We start from the raw sequence: 18,357 nt of genomic DNA, 5'->3' as shown, positions 1-18,357 counted from the left end.
GACATGGCCGATATTGGTGACTGGGTTCGCGACAACGGCATTTCCGAAGTGGAATGCCTGGTGCCCGACATGAACGGCGTGCTGCGTGGCAAGGTGTTCCCGGCCGCCAAGCTGGTGCAGTTTTCCCGCAACAACGCGCTGCGCCTGCCATCGTCGATCTTCTCGCTGACGATCACCGGCGAATATGCCGATGTCGATGAACATGTGGAGGCGTTTACCGATCCCGACATGGTGTTGCGCCTTGATCCCACGACGCTGTGCGTGGCGCCGGGCTTCAAGACACCCACCGCCTATGTTTTCGCCGATGCGCATCACGCCGATGGCACGCCGTGGGCCTCCTCGCCGCGGCATCTGCTGAAACGGGTGGTGGCCTTGTGTGAAGAACGCGGCTGGAAGCCGTTGATGGCGCCGGAACTGGAATTCTATCTCACTGCGCCCAATCCCGATCCCGATATCCCGCTCACCCCACCGGCGGGCCGTTCGGGCCGCGCCGAAACCTCGTCGCAGCCTTATGGCCTGGAAGCCATCACCGAGCATGAAGACCTGATCGAGGCGATCTACGAATATGCCGAGGCCGCCGAGCTGAACCTCGACACGATGATCCACGAAGCCGGCACTGCCCAGCTGGAGATCAACTTCGTGCACGGCGATCCGGTGCGGGTGGCCGATCAGGTGATGCTGTTCAAACGCATCGTGCGGCAGGTGGCACTGAAACACGGCGTTTATGCCACCTTCATGGCCAAGCCGATGGAACATCAGCCGGGCAGCGCCATGCACCTGCACACATCGGTGGTGGATGTGACTGATGGCCATAATCTGTTTGCCAACGCCAATGGCAGCGATGCGCCGCTGTTCCGCCATTTCGTTGGCGGGCTGCAGGGCTATCTGCCGGCGCTGGCGCCGATGTTCGCGCCGAATGTCAACAGTTTCCGCCGTATGCGGCCGGATCATGGCGCGCCGATCAACGTGCAATGGGGCAGCGACAACCGCAGCTGCGGCCTGCGCGTGCCGATCACCGATCGCCACAACCGCCGCGTTGAAAACCGCCTGCCCGGCGCCGATGCCAACCCCTATCTGGCCATGGCCGCCACGCTGGTTGCCGGCTATCTGGGCATGACCGAGGAACTGGAACCGTCGCCCAAAACCTCGGGCAACGCCTATAATTTCGAACGCACCCTGCCGCGCAGCCTGGAAGAAGCGCTGGAACGCTTCAACGATTGTGATCCGGTGCGGGCGCTGCTGGGTGACTATTTCTTCCGCAGCTTCACCTCCATCAAGGCCGCGGAGCTGGAGGCCTTCCAGGGCGTGATCAGCAGTTGGGAACGTGACCATTTGCTGCTCAAGGTGTGAACGACAGCCTCGCCTTCGACCAGAGTTGGTATGCCGCGACGGCCCACGCCGCGCCGGCCCACGCTGCGCTGGCTAGCGATTGCCAAGCCGATGTCGCCATCATCGGCGGCGGTGCCACCGGGCTTTCGGCGGCGCTGCACCTGGCCCAGCAAGGCGCCAGCGTCATGCTGCTGGAAGCGGGCCGCATCGGCCACGGCGCATCGGGCCGCAACGGCGGGCAGATCATTCCGGGCCTGCGGCTGGGCGCTGCCGATCTGGTGGCGCGTTTCGGCGCGGAGCAGGGCGGCGCGCTGTTCCACCTCGCCCTGTCGGCCCGCGATCTGGTGGTCGATCTGGTGGCGCGGCACGGCATTGCTTGCGATCTGGAGCTCACCGGCCACCTCACTACCGCCGTGCGCCCAAGCGACCTCGATGATTTCGCCCACGAGGCCGACGCAGCGGCAAAGCTCGGCTATCACGGCCTGTCGGTTCTGGATGCGCCGGCGGCACAAGCGGCCGTGGCCAGCCCCAGCCACGGCGGGCTGCTCGATGCCGGCGGCGGCCATTTCCACACGCTGAATCACACGCTCGGCCTCGCCCGTGCGGCGGCTGTGGCCGGCGCGCAGCTGCATGAACACAGCGCGGTAACGCGGCTGGAGCGGCGGGCAGGGGGCGTGGTGCTGCACACTTCGGCGGGCCGTGTCACCGCCGCCCAGGCCATCGTCGCCGGCGATGCGCTACTCGGGCCGCTCAACGCCCGTGTGCACAGCCGCATCATGCCGGTGGCCAATTATATCGTCACCACTGACGTGCTGCCCGATGGCGGCGCCGGCCTGATCCCCGGCAACCAGGCGGTGAGCGACAGCCGCTTTGTCGTCAATTATTTCCGCCGCACCCCTGATGGCCGGCTGATGTTCGGCGGCGGCGAACGTTATAGCCCGCGTCCGCCGGCCGACATGGCAGCTTTCGTGCGGCCGTTCCTGGAACGCAGCTTCCCGATGCTGGCCGGCGTTGGCATCGCTCACGCCTGGGGCGGCCTCGTCTCCATCACCCGCAGCCGCCTTCCCGACATCGGCCGCGATGGCCCCGTGCTATGGGCGCACGGCTATTCCGGGCAGGGCGCGGTGCTCTCCACCCTGGGCGGCGCCCTGCTCGCCGAAGCCGCGCTGGGCGACGAATCTCGCTTCACCCCGTTCGCTGCCGTGGCCCCCTCGGGCTTCCCCGGCGGCGCGCTGTTGCGCGGCCCGCTGCACGTGCTCGGCATGCTCTGGTACGCCTTGCGCGATCGCACCGGGTGACGTCGGATTGGCAATGGAAATGGTGGACGCACCAAGGTTCGAACCTGGGATCCGCTGACCTCAAGCTCGATCATGCGTTGGTTACAGGGGCGGCAGATCGATCCTGGCTGCCTGGACGCATGACGACAACATCTTGAGGCCGCACGCGAAACGGGGCGGTCACATCCCAGCCCTGTTGCCATCACATCAACCATCAGCCATCAATGCCAAGGGTTCTGCTTCTGAACGGTAACAATCAGGGGTGCACGCCAATCAGCGCCACGTTTTCAGGCTGGGCGCTTATAAAAAATCACGGACGCAGCAGGGTAAAATGGCCGAAAACAAATTCGACATCATCGTATACGGGGCCACCAGCTTCGTCGGCCAGATCATTACGCGCTATATGCACGAGCAGTTCGCCGATGGATCGATCGTTTGGGCAATCGCCGGGCGGTCACGCAGCAAGCTGCAGCAGCTCAGCGATACAATCGGGCTGTCGGGGGTCGAGCTTATTGTGGCCGACGCGGCTGACGAAAACGCGTTGCTGCAAATGTGTGCCCGCACCAAGGTCGTGATGTCCACCGTCGGGCCGTACGCGCTTTATGGTGACCTGCTGGTGAAGTTGTGCGCCACGACCGGCACCCATTATTGCGACCTCACGGGCGAACCGCAGTGGATCCGCAAGATGCAGTCACGCCATGCGGCCGATGCAAAGGCCAGCGGCGCGCGGATCGTGCATTGCTGCGGTTTCGACAGCATCCCCTCCGATCTGGGCGTCCATTTCTTGCAACGCCATGCGTTGGAACGGTTCGGCCAACCCTGCGATCGGATCAACATGCGTGTTGTCAGCATCAAGGGCGGCGCGTCGGGCGGCACGATCGCGAGCATGATCAACATGGTCAAGGAAGCGGTTGGCGACGCAGATCTGCGGCGCGAGCTGAAAGACCCCTATAGCCTTTGCCCGCCTGGCCATGGCTTCTCGGTCACACAGCCGGATGTGAAGATCGCCTATGATGATGTCTACGGCGGCTGGGTTGCCCCCTTCGTCATGGCGGGCATCAACACGCGGGTGGTGCATCGGTCCAACGCCTTGAGCAACAAAAGCTATGGTGCTGCATTCCAGTACGAGGAAGCGGTGGTGACGGGTCAGGGCGCGAAAGGCAAGCGGATGGCCCGAACGGCAACTTGGGGCGTGAATGCCCTTATGGTCGGTTTGGCTGTGCCGCCTGTGCGTTGGCTGCTTCAGACCATGGTACTGCCAAAGCCGGGTGAAGGACCCAGCGAACAGGCGCAATTGGAGGGCGGCTTTGATCTTGTTTTCCTCGGGTCGACCGCAAAGGGCGACACGATAGGGTGCCGGGTCACAGGGGACCGCGATCCCGGCTACGGATCAACTGCCAAGATGTTGTCCCAAGCCGCCGCTTGCCTTGCCAAAGACGTGCCTGCCGAGGTGGCGGGTGGCTTCTGGACGCCAGCGACGATTATTGGGGATAGGCTGATCGAACGGCTGCAGGCGCATGCCGGACTTACGTTCGAGCTGTTGCCCTAGGCGGGCAGATCGCCCTCAGTGAGGGCCGATCACTTGCGCCGGCGGTTGTAGCGCGGTTCGGTGATGCCGATCCGGCGACACGCATCGGCACCAGTTCTGCCCAGTGCCAGCCCGATCTCCGCTGCACGCAGCCTGCCGACGATCGCCTCTGGCGTGTGTTTCCTCGCCATCCCATTCCTTGTTCGTGGCCGAGCCTTTTCCAGATTTTGGCCCAATCAAAACGGGGCAGGGCAGGATCACGCACGAAAAAATCGGTTCACTGCGACCAAGTCAGAGCGAGCAAATCTGCTGGTAAGCAGCCAAGGGTTTGTGAGAGCGCCATTATCACCCTCAGAGAGGGGTTCTCCTGTCCTCTTTCAATCCCGCTTAAATATCGGACATCCACACCTACGCGGCATCCAAGCTCCTCTTGCGTAACTCGCAGCGCCTTTCGTCGCGAACGCACGTTTGCGCCCAATACGGCGGACCAGTCTCTTTCTTTGGACACCCCCAACAGCGCGCCCTGTTGCCGACTGTAAAACAAAGAACTATAATGACCATTAAGGCTGAAATTCGTTAGCATTGAGTTAAAAAAAGGGCATTATCAACATGACGAAACGTTTGGATAAGACTTCAATCCGACTTTATGCCGTCATTGCGCTGACGAGCGTACTGGGTACGGGCGTACCTTTATCCGCGCAGCAGATGCCTCTGCCGAGCGACCAGCCAGCGTCAACCTCGCGATCGTCGTCGCAACAAGTGGTTATTCCATCGAACACTGAAGTGATCCTTCGAATGAGCGACGAACTCTCGTCAAAGGGTGACCAAATCAAGGTTGGCCACACATTCAGACTGACTGTCGCATACGATGTCCGGATTAACGGCGTAACTGCTATTCCTAGCGGCACGCCCGCGATTGGAGAAGTGACCATGCGGACTGGTAAGGGCGTATTCGGAAAGTCTGGAAAAATGGAAATTGCGCTTCGGCGTATCGACCTTAATGGGCAGATCATCCCCATTGACGGAAAATTTCGTCAGGAAGGGGAAGGAAACACTGTTGCAGCGCTCGGCGCTGTATTCTTTGCCGCGGGCTTGATGTTCGTTACAGGCAAGAGTGCTGTGATTCCGAGGGGTAGGGAATTGACGGGTTATACGCAGTCGGCTGTCACCGTGCAGTAAAATAATATTGGCTAGAATGGCATCCGAAACAAAGGTCACGTGCCTATGGCGCGAAAACAAAAAATAAAATCGGATATAGTAAGGAATCTCGGATACCATCTCAGCGGAATGATGGGGGGCAAGGTGGGGTTCGGCTTTGGCAGCTATTTGAAGGGGGTGGTGGCGCGACTGCAGTCGCGCCACCTTGCTTGATACATTCGCTTTGTGCGCCAACCGCGCAATGCTCAATGTCCGTCAAATATCCCTTCTACCGGGCTGTAAGCCAATACGGCATGCCAATCACCCCGGGCCAAGCCTGACGTGAACTCTCACTGCCTCGCCGATCGTCAAAACTTGGGGTGGATAATCTCCCCAAGTCCTCTTCACCAAGGTTGAAAATGTCCCAGTCGCACGCATTCGGGCCCCGGCCTTTGCGCTTTCAGTTGAGTTTTGGCGTTGTCACGCTTCTGATGTTTTCGCTCTTCGCCGTGGCGCCACTGCTGGGCATCCTTGTGTACAGCTATCAGGAAAATGAACGCTCGGCGCTCGCCAACCTAGAGCGGCAGGTCAACCGCAACATGGCTGAAACACAGCAGGCATCAGTCGAACTGATTGATTCCGTTGCCCGCAACATGGCGATTGTCGCCGCGGTTACTGCTGCCAATCCCCGGCAATTCCGCGCAGACAGCGCCAACAACCTGCTGTGGCATGCCCTGATCGACGCAGACCATATCGACGCCATCTACACAAGTTTCGAGGATGGCTATCACCGGGTGGTCTCGCGGATCGACGCCGACAGACGCCGATCGGACCCGTTGATCCCCGGCAATGCAAACTGGCACGCCGGTTATATCGACGCCTATGCCCCCGGTGCCGCCCGCGTCCGCCACCGAACATTCTATGCAGCCTGGGGTGAAGGTACGGGCAACGCCTATACCGAGCCAACCAAACTCGATCTGCGCCAATTGCCCCACTACATGGCAGCCAAGGCAACTGGCCGGTTTGCCCTTGGCGAGCCGGCCATCAATCCCGACACAGGCTCTCTGGTCATGTCACTTGGCACGCCGGTTTTTTCAGGCGGCGCCTTCGTCGGCTTTGTGGGCACAAACATCACGCTCGCCAACATCTCCGCCTATCTCGACGAACATCGGCTGAGCGCCAACAGCATCACCCTGATCTATGATCAATCGGGCCGGCTTATCGCCGCGTCCCACCGTGACCTTATGGTGCCCCGCAACGCCGCGAAGGAGGCGCTGCCAAGCCTGAACGACATCGCTGATCCCACGCTTACGCAGGCCATCGGCCTCAGAGACCAAGCCGTTCAACATCCCCATTTGTTCACTGATAAATCCGGTCAGCAGTTCATCGTTGCTGGCAAGCCATTCCCGTCACAGTTCGGCAAGGACTGGGAGATACTGACGATCTCTCCGACGGACGATTTCATTGGCGGGTTAAAGGAAACCAATCGTGACATTGCTGCCATCATTATCCTGATCATTGCGATTGAGCTGTTGTTGATCGGCCTGGTGAGCCGCAACATTTCCCGCCGGGTTTCCGCGATTACGGGGGAGTTCAAGGACATCGGCCAGTTCAATCTCTCCAGCACGGTGCCTTTGCGATCCATTGTGCGCGAAATCGCCAGTCTCAATCTGTCCATCGAGTCCATGAAGGCGAGCCTGCGTTCCTTTGGTCACTATGTGCCCAAGGATCTGGTGCGAAGCCTGCTAGCCGACGGCCAAGAGGCAACACTTGGCGGCGAACGCCGCCGCCTCAGTCTCCATTTTTCCGACATCGCAAACTTCACGGCGATTTCGGAGGGGCTCTCGCCAGAAGATCTGGTGGAGGCCATGAAAGAATATTTCGAGCTCATGACCAGCGCCATCATTGATGAGGGCGGCACTGTCGACAAGTTCATGGGCGACGGCATCATGGCCTTGTACAACGCGCCATCGGCGCTGCCGGATCATGCCGTTCGCGCCTGCCAGTCTGCCCTTAATGCCCAGCACCGCCTGTCGCAGTTCGCCGGGCAGCGGGTTGAGTTTCGCGCGCGGATCGGACTTGGCATTGGCGACGTCGTCGTCGGCAATATGGGCACGCAGGAGCGCTTTGCCTACACCGCGCTGGGTGATGCCGTGAACCTCGCCAGCCGGCTGGAGGGACTGAACAAGGTTTATGGCACGTCGATCATGGCATCCGAAGAACTGCGCGATGAAACCGGCAATATCTTTGAATGGCGCCGCCTCGACCGGGTTGCCGTAAAAGGCCGGCAGCAGGGAACTGTCGTTTATGAACTTCTGGGGCGCACTGGAGAAGTGGACGCCAGCAGGCTTCAGGCGCGCGATGCCTATGAACAGGGCCTTGCCTGCCTTTGGGCCGGCTCCGTTGAGGCAGCGAGCCAGCATTTTCAGGCGGCAGCGGCCCTGCGCCCGGGAGACCTTGCAGCCGACACGCTCCTGGAACGCGCCGAGCGTTATACTCTTGCCCCGCCAGAGGCCGGCTGGAGCGGTACTGAGGTGATGCAGCAGAAATAGTGGCGAGCAATGGCTGGGTTGATCCGCGTCGTGTTTGCCGGTGCCTCCAACTGCTGGGAAGGCGGAACCCTTAAGCGCAATTTGACCTGAGAATGTCAGTATTCAGAGTGTTTGTGCCCTCGCATGCCCATTGTTGTCCCCGCGAAGCCAAACTCGGAAACGCGTTCTCCAGCGGATCAAGCACGTCTCGCTTGATCTGACCTGACTTGCCCCCTGCTTCTCCAACCACGCGCAGCCTCGCACAATGTCCCTGATAAGGGCTAGATGTGCAGGCGCGCCGGCAGAGGTACCGCGACCGCCAGCGATCCGTAGCAATCGGAGGGGCTGAGCATACCAATGAAGAGGCGGGCCGACAAAGGCCAGCACCTAGACGAATACTGCCGGGAGATGCTGCGGCACTGGCCAAAAGCGATGCTACTGGCTGGCTGTAACTAACTGGGCGAGGCGACGGCTAGGCATTACGCCATTGCCTGCATCCACGGGCTATCCTAGAAAATATGCGCACTAATTGTCAGCTTCACCGTGATGACTTGCTTTCAGATGGCAGGGTTGTGCATGAGCTCAAAGCCCGCTTTTGGCGCTATAAAATATGGTTTCTACTCCGTTTCAGCCCAGCTCGTACCTTTCTTTCTGTTGTAAAATAAACGAATAATAGAAATTTTGCAAAGATCAAAATCTTCCCATTCGGAAGTATCCCCGTCATCATAGACAACTTTTAAATCCCAATTACAGGATTTATCTGACCGCGAAAAACGGATAGTGACGGTTTCTTCATTTGCCAATTCATCTTCACCGAGAACGTCTTCTTCCCAGGTCGACGCCTTGCCTGGTGAAACGTAAACTTCAGATATTTTGTAGCCAGTGCGGTTTTCTAATGAGAAGTTCTGCTTGCCATCAGCCAACCCTGGCGAAGGCAGAATCGCTGCCACGCCAAAAATGCAAAACATGATAAGTTTGGCAATGCGCATTTATCTCTCCATTGGCCTGCCCTAACCGTAGAGGCGCCGGCTGTAGAAGATGCTCCCATATCCTCCGGCACCACATCGCTAGGCCTACATCCCGCAAGCTCCCCGCCGATGACGTCCACGATATGCTCATCCGCTAGTATTTAATTTGCCATAGCTCTTCCCACTCGTCAAACCCGAGGACGCGAAGAAGCGCTGCGCTGCAGATCGCCGCGCTTTTCGATGCGCAGCTGCCAAACGTGGCAATGTTGCCCGGTGCGTTACCCAGAGCGCCCGATCTTGTTGATATGCCCAATGGCGCATCCAAGTGCTCGACTGCGGTTCAGTAACCATACTCTGGACCCTCTGGCCTCTCTGGCCTCTCTCCTTAACATATGCACTGAAAGTAATCAGATAACTCAGGCTGGTCTGTATAGGAAAAGGGGTCAGAGAGACCAGAGGGTCCAAATTTGGGCGGTTCGGCGTGCAAAGAGGATTTCGATCGATTTGGGGACGGCGACATGGGCGGCGTCGGTGCTGGGCGACGCAGCAGCAGCCCAACCTCGGACGAGTGTAATCGCGTCTCAGCGCTTGAATATCAGCAGGGCTACCGTGTTTGCTGCCCAGCGCCGCGAGCGTCGGGTCCACGCGGATCGCCTCCAGCGCAAACTTGGCCTTGAAGTCCGCGCTGTGGCGCTATCTCGTGGGCTTCATTCCCGTCCATCCCTCTGATCGGGAGCAGCCGAACACCGTGTCCGGTTTTCCGGGACCACCTCATTCATCCAGCGGGGATTACGGCCGGGTGATGCCGAGCTGGTCCAGCGTCCCATTGGCGGGAGAGGTGCGACTGCTCGAAGATCCAGATGACCTCAAGCTTACCGGATGCGGGATATCGGCTTGTAAGGCAGTGCCGCTCGTGGCTATGTTGGCTATGGCTAGCCTCTTACGTTCTATCAGCTTCAAGATTTTTGGCATGGCCGTGCTGCTGCTCGTAATGCTGGCGGCAGCCTCGGTCTGGTCGGCATCGTCGAGCCAGTCCGTGCAGCGCCAGTTGGAGACATTGAGCCGTTCGCTCTTTCCGCTGGTCGGCGCGCTGAACGACCTGCGCGATATCACCCGTCAGCAGGGGGTGACCGCGAAATTTAGCACCACAACGCCTGATGCCACCGCAGTTGCGGCCTGCGAAGTGGACGCCCGTTCCGAGGCCAGCGCTGGTAAGATTGTCGGCTTCCGGGCTGAAGCGGCCCGGGCGCTGGGAGCGCGCATCTCAGCTCTTGAACGCGACCGGATGAAGCTGCAGCGGCTGGAGCCGATGATCGCCGAGCTGCGGTTCCAGCATCTCCGCTTGTCGCGCCTCACGCTGGCGGCCTGCCGGCTTGAAGCCACCCCAGTGGAACTAGCTTACGTTCAGGCGCAGGCCGATGACGTGATGCGCCTGTCGGCCGCCGTTGATACAGAGGTGAAAGCCTATGTGACCGAGATCGGCCTTGCCGTCACCGCCAATCAGGAACAGGCCATGCGCGCCAATATCCTGATGATCGCGGTTGCCACGCTGCTCGGCATGCCACTGGCCTGGTTGGTAGCCCGCGGCCTGACCCGCCCCATTTTGCGCCTTCAGGCCGGTGCCCGGGCGGTCCGCGATGGCCAGCTAGATCAGGCTAACGTCACAGTCACCACGCGGGATGAGATCGGTGATGTTTCCCGCGCCTTCAACGCCATGGTGATCGAACTGAAGGAAAAGGACCGCATCAAGGAGACCTTTGGCCAGTTCATCGATCCGCGGGTTGTCTCTGGGCTAATCGAGGGCGGCGCAAGCGCAACCGGCGGTGAAAAAAAGCTTGCCACCATCTACTTTTCCGATTTGGTCGGCTTCACTGGGCTTGGCGAGCGGCTGGCCCCCAGCAGCGTTGTTGCCTTGCTCAATGCCTTTTTCAGCGATATGACCGGTCCAATTCGCGAGCATAACGGGATCGTCGACAAGTATATCGGCGATGCGATCATGGCCTTCTGGGCGCCGCCCTTTGCCGATCCGGCTACCCAAGCCCGCGCCGCCTGCACTGCGCTGCTGGCCCAGCGGGCGCTGTTGCATGCCTTTCAGGCCCGCGTGCCCGATATAGTAGGCCTGCGCCGTGATGTGCCGCGCATTGATTTCCGCGCCGCGCTGGCGACCGGTGAGGTGGTGGTAGGCAGCGTGGGGCCAAACAACGCCCGCAGTTTCACGGTGATCGGCGATGCGGTAAATTTCTGTTCGCGGCTTGAAGCGACCAACAAAATTTACGGCACGAAGATGCTGATCGATGGCGCCACCGCCGACATGGCCGGCGTGACCATTGCCACCCGCGAGATCGACACCATCATGGTGAGCGGCAAGAGCGAGCCGATGGTGATCCATCAGCTGGCGGGCTTTGCCGATAGCCTGCCGGCCGACCGGGCCGATCTGTTCGGCTTCTATGCCGAGGCGCTTGCCCATTATCGCGCCGGTAACTGGAGCGCGGCCGAAGCCGGCTTTGCCCGCGCTCTGGCGCTGCTGCCCGATGATGGCCCCTCTATCGCCCTGCTGGCCCGTTGCCGGCAGCTAATGGCCGCACCGCCGGCCAGTTGGGACGGTGTGTGGCGGCTGGCCACCAAATGACCGCTCAGCCGCCGCGAAGGGAGCTGTTTCGCTCGGGATGGCCCCGCAACAAGAGGATCAGAAAGCCGATGCCGCGGGATACGCTCTTCATTCTGCCGATGAGCTTTGTTTCAGAGGGCCAGAACCAGTTCTGCCCGGAGTGCTCGGAACTGTGGGGGCGGCCAGCGCCCTGCCGTGCAGGTCTATGTGATGCTGACTGAAAAAAACGATTGACGAACGCATCTGGTCGGCCGTTCACGAAAAACGTGCCATGTCCTGTATTGTGCAATGGAGAAGTTGAAGAATGGACAAGGTTGATTGGCGGTCGCTGGCTGCCGCGCTCACGTCCATGCCGGAGGACGAAGTCAAGCGCCTGCTGGATGTCGAGATGGCGACGCGCCGTCGCGTCGGGATCGTGCGGCGTCTGCACCAGCGGTACACCATGCTGCGTAGCGCGCGGGAACGTGCCGAACTGATGGCGAGGCTGGGCGTATGACGGACGCAGTCAATCCCGACCACTACAAGGTCGGCGGCATCGAGACGATTGACTACCTACAGGCCAAGCTGACGCCAGAGGAGTTTGCCGGCTACTGCCTTGAGGGAATGTAAGAAAACCCGTTGATGCCCCTCCCGAACATCATCTCAGGCAAAACCCAGCGCTGCACAGCCAAGTGCAAGGCGCGCGGGGATCAGTGCCGCAACCCAGCCGCGTTCGGAATGGCTGTTTGCCGATACCATGGCGCACGCAAGCCGGGCACGATCAGGCGAGGCGCCAGCCACCCGCAGTATAGGCATGGCGGGGAAACGCTAGCGGCCAAGGCCGAGCGCAGTAGGAGACTTGCGGAACTGCGGAAACTTGAGGCACTGTCATTCGCGTTGGGGTTGGCCGTTGGGCCGCGATGGCGTGGGCGGAAACCAAACAGCCTCCTGCAAACCCGGCGCGATCCAATCCATTAAAGCGTCCGGTAGTACCCGACACCGACTTTGTCGCGTATGGTGTTGACTCCACAACAGGCAGCTTATTCTAGCCCTTCAGATCATATTGTATTAATTCGCTAATTGAGGAGCCAACAGGGTGAGCTCAAACACGGTGGAGGAGGAGATCGGCTTGCGTCTCTTTGCCCACTCAGTTGCCGGCCGCGATAACGAGCACTGGGAGCCATTGTCAGTTCACTTGGCCGCAGTTGGTTCGCGTGCGGCCGATTTTGCGTCTCATTTTGGCGCGGCGTCCATGGCTCATGTCATGGGTGCCATGCATGATATCGGCAAGTGTTCAGCCGCATATCAAGCCTATATTCGCCAGCCGGTTGGCGCCGGCGCAGCGAGAGGGCCCGATCACAGCACCGCCGGCGCCAAAGAGGTTGTGCAACTTTTCGGCAATGGGCCTATCGGGCGCCTGATGGCGTATGGCATTGCTGCCCACCATGGCGGTTTGATGGATGGTGCGGATCTTTCCGGCCGGTTGGACAAACAGGTCGAAGATTATACCGGCTGGCAAGAGGAAGCTGGCTCCTTGCCGTTACTGGCGCAACTCCTGTCGATGCCAATTGGCCGTGGTGTAAATGGGATCGACAGGTCATTCAGTCTCGCTTTCCTGGGACGGATGGCATTTTCCTGCTTGGTGGATGCGGACTTCCTAGAAACCGAACGCTTCTACGCCGAAGCGCATGGGAGTGAACCACCCCGCCGGGGAGGTGTTATCATGGCACAGCATCGCGACACGCTTCGCGCCTTCCTCAAGGATCATCGTCGCGTTGATACGGAGCTCAATCGACTGCGCTCGGCCATTCTTGATCACGCGAATGCCAAGGCCGCGCTCTCACCGGGATTGTTCACCCTGACCGTGCCGACCGGGGGCGGGAAGACCCTCACTTCGTTGAGTTTTGCCTTGGAGCACGCTGCTGCCCATGGGTTGCGGCGTGTGGTTTATGTCATCCCGTTCACGTCGATTATCGAACAAACCGCGGCTGTTTTTCGCGATAAGGTGGGATTGGGCGCGGGTGCTGTTCTGGAGCATCACTCCAGTTTTGACTGGGACCAGAATCCACCATCAACTGGCAATGACACCGAAGCAGAGGGTGTCCAGGGCCTCGCCAAACTGAGGCGCGATGCCGAAAACTGGGACGCCCCGGTCGTTGTCACGACGGCGGTCCAATTCTTTGAAAGTCTGTTTGCCGCGCGCCCGTCACGATGCCGTAAGCTCCATAATCTGGCGAAAAGCGTGATCGTCCTGGACGAGGTTCAATCTATCCCGGTTCATCTTCTTCGACCATGCATGGCGGCCATGGACGAGTTGGCCAAGAACTATGGAGCAACGGTCATACTCTGCACTGCCACGCAGCCTGCCTTGCGCCGTGATGACAAGGCGTTGCCGCAGAGCGAGCAGATGAAGCGCACCGGAGAGCGAGAGGGGTTGGACATACCGCCCGAACGCGAATTGGCGCTCGAACCTGTCGAGTTGTACCAGAAGCTGAAGCGCGTCAGGGTGGAGTGGCTGCGCCAGCCCATTGATGATGATGTAATCGTGGCTCGGTTCGCCGAGCAGCGCCAGATGCTCTGCATCGTCAATAGCCGCGCCCATGCGCGGGAGCTGTTTGCCAAGCTGCGCGCCGAGGGGTTTGAGGGATGTCGCCATCTCACCACCTTGATGTGCGCCCTGCATCGACGAGAGGTCCTGGCTAAAGTGCGTGAGGACTTGGCGGCTGGACGACCGGTGCGCCTTGTGTCGACCAGTTTAATCGAAGCCGGCGTCGACGTGGATTTTCCAGAAGTGTGGCGTGCGGCAGCCGGCTTGGCCAGCATTGCTCAAGCGGCCGGGCGCTGCAATCGCGAGGGTCGACAGGCTGGCCTCGGCCGCGTGGTCGTGTTCGAGACCGCTGGTCGTAAGACACCTCCTACGATTGAAGCTTTTTATGGACCTGCGCGCGAGGTGATGCGACGCGACATTGACGACGTGTTGGGGTTGGACGCTATTCGCGACTATCACGAAGCCCTGTACTGGCAGCAAGGCTATGAAGCCCTGGATGCCGCGCGACTGCCTGAAGGCGAGAAGTTTGCTGTTGTCCCTGCTCTACGGCACACAGCCCGGACGGCCGACTTTCCTTACGCCCGCATTGCCTCGGCATTTCGATTGATCGACGAGACGATGGATCCGGTCATCATTCCATACGATGACATCGCCAGGGATGCTGTTCGGGCTTTGACATTTTCGCCGGTGCCGCCCGCGGGTGTGCAACGCCGCTTGCAGCAGTATGTAGTGTCAGTCCCCCCCCATGTCCGTGATGCGCTGTTGGCAAACGGGCAAGCGCAAGTGATCCGTCCGGCCGATTATGGTGACCGGTTTATCGTCCTGTTGGAGGGCCACCCAGGAACAGTGCCTACAACATACGACCCAGATATTGGCTTAAAAATGGACGATTTTTCTTCAATCCGGTCGCCAGAGAACAACATATTCTGTTGACTGGGCAATGGTTCCGACGTCTTTTTGACGAACCGGGGAAACCCTGTTGTGCATTCACTGAACCAGAGGATGGGTTGTGGCTGTTCGTTTGCATGTTTGGGGCGAGCGTGCCTGTTTCACCAGGCCCGAGATGAAGGTGGAGCGCGTTAGCTACGACGTTATCACCCCCTCGGCAGCGCGCGGCATTCTGGAGGCGATCCACTGGAAACCCGCCGTCCGTTGGCATGTCGATCGCATCCATATCCTGAAGCCCATTCGCTTTCAGTCCATCCGGCGTAACGAGGTGGGTGCGAAGGTGAATGTAAGCGCTGCTTCGGCCGCCATGAAACGTGGCGATACCGAAGGCCTTGGCCTGTTGGTTGATGAAAACCGACAACAGCGAGCCGCCTTGATCCTGGTCGATGTCGCCTATGTCATCGAGGCCCATTTCTCGATGACGGATCGGGCCGGGCCGGATGATAGCCCGGCCAAGCACGCCGCGATGTTCCAGCGCCGGGCAGCGCAGGGGCAGTGCTTTCATCGTCCGTGCCTTGGCACCCGTGAGTTCGCGGCGGAGTTTGCGTTGCTCGCCGAAGGCGATCCGTTGCCAGCGAGTAAACTCCCCGCTGGTCGTCGCGATGCTGACCTTGGCTGGATGTTGCACGACATCGATTTCACGGACGGACGAAACGAGTCCCGGTTTTTCCGGGCGGAGATGCGCAATGGCGTGATCGATGTGCCGCCGTTCTGGGCGGACGACGTTGCTCGATGAGCGTTCTTCACGCCTTGGATGCCTATTACCGGCGCCTCGACGAACGCGGAGAGGTGGCTGCCCCTGGGTGGAGCCCTGAAAAATTTGGTTGGTGTATTGTCCTCGACCCCGCGGGTCAGGTTGTTGACGTGCAGGATTTGCGCGACGTTTCGGGGAAGAAGCCGGCCCCCAAGCAATATCGTGTGCCAGCTTCGTTTCCGCGGCCGGGCACGACGCCACGTGCATTTTTTTTATGGGACAATACAAAATTTTCACTTGGCGTTACGCGGACTGAAGAAAAGAATAAATGGCAATACACTAATGTTCATTGGAACGCATTTCGTTCCTTGCATATTGATCGTCTTTTCGATTCTAATGATGTAGGACTTACTTCACTTCGACGTTTTATCGAGGGTTGGCGCCCCGAGTATTTTGGTAGATCTCCTTTTCATACCGATATGCTCGATGCCAACGTGATGTTCCGGCTTGATGGCGATCTGTGTTTTTTGCACGAACGCGCCGCCGCCAAAGCGTTGATAGAAGCAGAGGATCCCCAGGAACCATTGGCGGCAGTTTCCTGCCTCGTCACCGGGGAAGTCGGTCCCCCTGCGCGCCTTCATCCCACGATCAAGGGCGTTGAAGGTGCCCAGTCGTCGGGCGCCGTGTTGGTTTCATTTAACGACCCTGCGTTTAGGTCATATGGTAAGGAGCAGGGGGAGAATGCACCCACGACGGAAGGGGCGGCTTTTCGCTATGGCGCTGTCCTCAATCACCTGCTTACGCGGGATGGGCCGAACCGGTTGAAGCGTCCTGTCGGTGATGCAACCGTTGTGTTTTGGGCGGATGCCAGCAACGCCGCTGCGGAGAATGCTGCGGATGCCCTGTTTGCGCAATGGCTCGACAGCGATGTATCCGATGAAGACCAGGCGCTGAAGATGCGCCAGCAGTTGGAGGCAGTTGCCAAGGGCAAGCCGCTCGGCGATTTGCACGCTGACATTGTCTACGGCACGCGGTTCCATGTTCTTGGCCTTTCCCCCAACGCGTCCCGTTTGTCTGTTCGGTTCTGGATGACTGACACACTGGACGCTTTCGCCCAGCGTCTTGCGTACCACCACCGGGATCTGGCCATTGAGCCGTTGCCGAGGGGCTGGGGCGCTGCCCCATCGGTCAACCGTCTTCTAGTCAACACCACGGCCTTGCAGCGTGAATACAAAAATATCCCGCCGCTCTTGGCCGGGGAAATGATGCGGGCAGTGCTCACAGGCGGGCGTTATCCGTTCAGCCTGTTTAGCGCCGCCCTGATCCGCCTGCGCGCAGGTGATGACCCCGCCTCAGGTTGGCATGCGGCCGTGATCCGGGCGGTGCTGGTCCGCCTTGGCCGCCGAAATCCCGAGCTTCCCGAACAAGGAGAGACGCCGATGAGTTTGAAGAGGGACCACGCCAATGCGGGCTACCAATTGGGCCGGCTGTTCGCCGTTTATGAGCTTGCCCAGCGGGCTGCCCTAGGCCGGGTGAATGCCTCCATTCGCGATCGCTATTTTGCGGCGGCGTCCGCCACGCCGGCGAGCGTCTTCCCGCTCGTTGTCCGCGGTGCGCAGAACCACTTGGCGAAAGTGCGCAAGAACAGGCCTGGCTGGGCGGCGCTCATTGAGCGGGAGCTGGAAGAGATCAATGGCCGCTTCGATCCGCGGCCCGAGGGAACGCTGCCGCGCTCGCTAAGACTGCAGGACCAGGGCGAGTTCGTGGTCGGATACTACCACCAGCGAAGCGCCAAGCTGAGCAGTGACAAGGGCGAGATTATTTCGTCCGATGACCTGAATGAAACCACTGGCAACCACGAGGCCGAATGATGAGCACCCCCGTTTGCAACCGCTATGAATTTGTCCTGTATTTCGACGTTGCCAATGGGAACCCCAACGGCGACCCGGACGCGGGGAACATGCCGCGTCTCGATCCGGAAACGAACCTCGGGCTCGTGTCTGACGTGGCGTTGAAGCGTAAGATCCGCAACTTTGTTGCGACGGCCAAGGGCGATCTGCCTAGCTTCGAGATCTACATGAGCGAGGGCGCCACGCTCAACAACCAGCACAAGAAGGCGTGGGGCGCGGTTCTGCCCGAGGTGACCAAGGACGAGGATTTCAAGAAGCTGCCCAAGGACCAGCAGAAGTCCCGGGAACTGACCGCCTGGATGTGCGGCAATTTCTGGGACATCCGCACCTTTGGGGCCGTGATGACGACCGGCGTCAATGCCGGCCAAGTGCGCGGACCGGTGCAGTTGACGTTCGCGCGTTCGGTTGAGCCCATCCTCCCGCTGGAAATCTCGATCACCCGTATGGCCGCGACCACTGAGAAGGACGCTGATGAAAAGGGTGGACGGACGATGGGCCGCAAGCACATCGTTCCCTACGGCCTTTATCGAGCCCATGGTTTCATCTCGGCGCCGTTGGCGAGCCACGCGACGAAGGGCACCGGGTTCTCCGAGGACGACCTCGAATTGCTCTGGCAATCCCTCGAAATGATGTTCGAGCATGACCGTTCGGCCGCTCGCGGTGAGATGGCCACGCGCAAGCTGATCGTGTTCCGTCATGAGAGTGCGCTTGGCAATGCCCAGGCCCAGTCGTTGTTCGAGCGGGTCAAGACCTGGCGCGTTCATGAAGGGGCGCGTCAGCCGGTCGGCAGTCATGCCACTGACAATTGGCCGCCGGCGCGAAAGTGGGCCGATTATGCGGTCACCATCGATCGCGAGGGGCTGCACGCCGGTGTCGAGATCATCGAACGCTGCTGAGCCT

The 18,357-nt window shown here is 60.0% G+C and carries 15 protein-coding genes; 12 read left to right on the top strand and 3 right to left on the bottom strand.

Features of this window, described 5'->3' with window-relative positions; all coding sequences use genetic code 11:
* Positions 1-3 precede the first annotated feature (3 nt).
* The 3 genes from G566_RS0112730 (at position 4) to G566_RS0112720 (ending at position 4,155) form a co-directional block, all read left to right on the top strand.
* Complete coding sequence (locus G566_RS0112730; protein ID WP_022681052.1) at positions 4-1,350, top strand: glutamine synthetase family protein; 1,347 nt, start codon at positions 4-6, stop codon at positions 1,348-1,350.
* Positions 1,347-2,627 (top strand): NAD(P)/FAD-dependent oxidoreductase, encoded by a 1,281-nt coding sequence (locus G566_RS0112725; RefSeq protein WP_022681051.1) that lies wholly within the window; start codon positions 1,347-1,349, stop codon positions 2,625-2,627. The genes G566_RS0112730 and G566_RS0112725 overlap by 4 nt, the downstream gene beginning before the upstream one ends.
* 310 nt (positions 2,628-2,937) lie before the next feature.
* Positions 2,938-4,155: a saccharopine dehydrogenase family protein gene (locus G566_RS0112720; RefSeq protein ID WP_022681050.1), complete on the top strand. Its 1,218-nt coding sequence runs from the start codon at positions 2,938-2,940 to the stop codon at positions 4,153-4,155.
* 29 nt (positions 4,156-4,184) lie between these two features.
* Here G566_RS0112720 and G566_RS15530 read toward each other — a convergent pair whose 3' ends face one another.
* A complete protein-coding gene (locus G566_RS15530) occupies positions 4,185-4,325 on the bottom strand; it encodes a hypothetical protein (RefSeq protein WP_156874529.1) in 141 nt (46 codons plus the stop codon).
* Positions 4,326-4,411: 86 nt separating this feature from the next.
* Positions 4,412-4,717 (bottom strand): helix-turn-helix domain-containing protein, encoded by a 306-nt coding sequence (locus G566_RS15200; protein WP_084706873.1) that lies wholly within the window; start codon positions 4,715-4,717, stop codon positions 4,412-4,414.
* Between the two features lie 26 nt (positions 4,718-4,743).
* Here G566_RS15200 and G566_RS14475 point away from each other — a divergent pair, with 26 nt between their 5' ends.
* Together G566_RS14475 and G566_RS0112705 are read left to right on the top strand one after the other, a co-directional pair.
* Positions 4,744-5,313: a hypothetical protein gene (locus G566_RS14475; protein WP_022681049.1), complete on the top strand. Its 570-nt coding sequence runs from the start codon at positions 4,744-4,746 to the stop codon at positions 5,311-5,313.
* A 410-nt stretch (positions 5,314-5,723) separates the two neighbouring features.
* Complete coding sequence (locus tag G566_RS0112705; RefSeq protein WP_169522865.1) at positions 5,724-7,823, top strand: adenylate/guanylate cyclase domain-containing protein; 2,100 nt, start codon at positions 5,724-5,726, stop codon at positions 7,821-7,823.
* 596 nt (positions 7,824-8,419) lie between these two features.
* On the opposite strand, the gene G566_RS15195 is transcribed toward G566_RS0112705, so the two are convergent.
* A complete protein-coding gene (locus G566_RS15195; protein ID WP_207789933.1) occupies positions 8,420-8,791 on the bottom strand; it encodes an argininosuccinate lyase in 372 nt (123 codons plus the stop codon).
* Between the two features lie 907 nt (positions 8,792-9,698).
* Between G566_RS15195 and G566_RS14470 the strand changes: the two genes are divergently transcribed.
* From G566_RS14470 to cas7c, 7 genes are all read left to right on the top strand, one after another.
* Positions 9,699-11,399 carry an adenylate/guanylate cyclase domain-containing protein gene (locus G566_RS14470; protein ID WP_169522863.1) on the top strand — a complete coding sequence of 567 codons (1,701 nt, stop codon included), beginning with the start codon at positions 9,699-9,701 and terminating at the stop codon, positions 11,397-11,399.
* A 283-nt stretch (positions 11,400-11,682) separates the two neighbouring features.
* A complete protein-coding gene (locus G566_RS0112695; RefSeq protein WP_022681046.1) occupies positions 11,683-11,874 on the top strand; it encodes a hypothetical protein in 192 nt (63 codons plus the stop codon).
* Positions 11,871-11,987 carry a DUF3310 domain-containing protein gene (locus G566_RS15190; RefSeq protein WP_022681045.1) on the top strand — a complete coding sequence of 39 codons (117 nt, stop codon included), beginning with the start codon at positions 11,871-11,873 and terminating at the stop codon, positions 11,985-11,987. Before G566_RS0112695 ends, G566_RS15190 begins: the two co-directional genes overlap by 4 nt.
* Positions 11,988-12,453: 466 nt before the next feature.
* Positions 12,454-14,838: a CRISPR-associated endonuclease Cas3'' gene (locus G566_RS0112680; RefSeq protein ID WP_243442456.1), complete on the top strand. Its 2,385-nt coding sequence runs from the start codon at positions 12,454-12,456 to the stop codon at positions 14,836-14,838.
* A 76-nt stretch (positions 14,839-14,914) separates the two neighbouring features.
* Positions 14,915-15,589, top strand: coding sequence for a type I-C CRISPR-associated protein Cas5c (gene cas5c, locus G566_RS0112675; RefSeq protein WP_029131651.1), 675 nt, complete (start codon positions 14,915-14,917; stop codon positions 15,587-15,589).
* The gene (gene cas8c, locus G566_RS0112670) at positions 15,586-17,418 is read left to right on the top strand and encodes a type I-C CRISPR-associated protein Cas8c/Csd1 (RefSeq protein ID WP_022681041.1); all 1,833 of its coding nucleotides are present in this window, start codon (positions 15,586-15,588) and stop codon (positions 17,416-17,418) included. The genes cas5c and cas8c overlap by 4 nt, the downstream gene beginning before the upstream one ends.
* Positions 17,415-18,353: a type I-C CRISPR-associated protein Cas7/Csd2 gene (gene cas7c, locus G566_RS0112665; RefSeq protein WP_243442455.1), complete on the top strand. Its 939-nt coding sequence runs from the start codon at positions 17,415-17,417 to the stop codon at positions 18,351-18,353. Before cas8c ends, cas7c begins: the two co-directional genes overlap by 4 nt.
* Positions 18,354-18,357 lie beyond the last annotated feature (4 nt).

The sequence above is a fragment of the Sandarakinorhabdus limnophila DSM 17366 genome (assembly GCF_000420765.1).
GTDB classification, from domain to species: domain Bacteria; phylum Pseudomonadota; class Alphaproteobacteria; order Sphingomonadales; family Sphingomonadaceae; genus Sandarakinorhabdus; species Sandarakinorhabdus limnophila.
The sequence above is the reverse complement of the archived record's forward strand: the minus strand, read 5'-3'. Positions and strand labels throughout refer to the sequence as shown.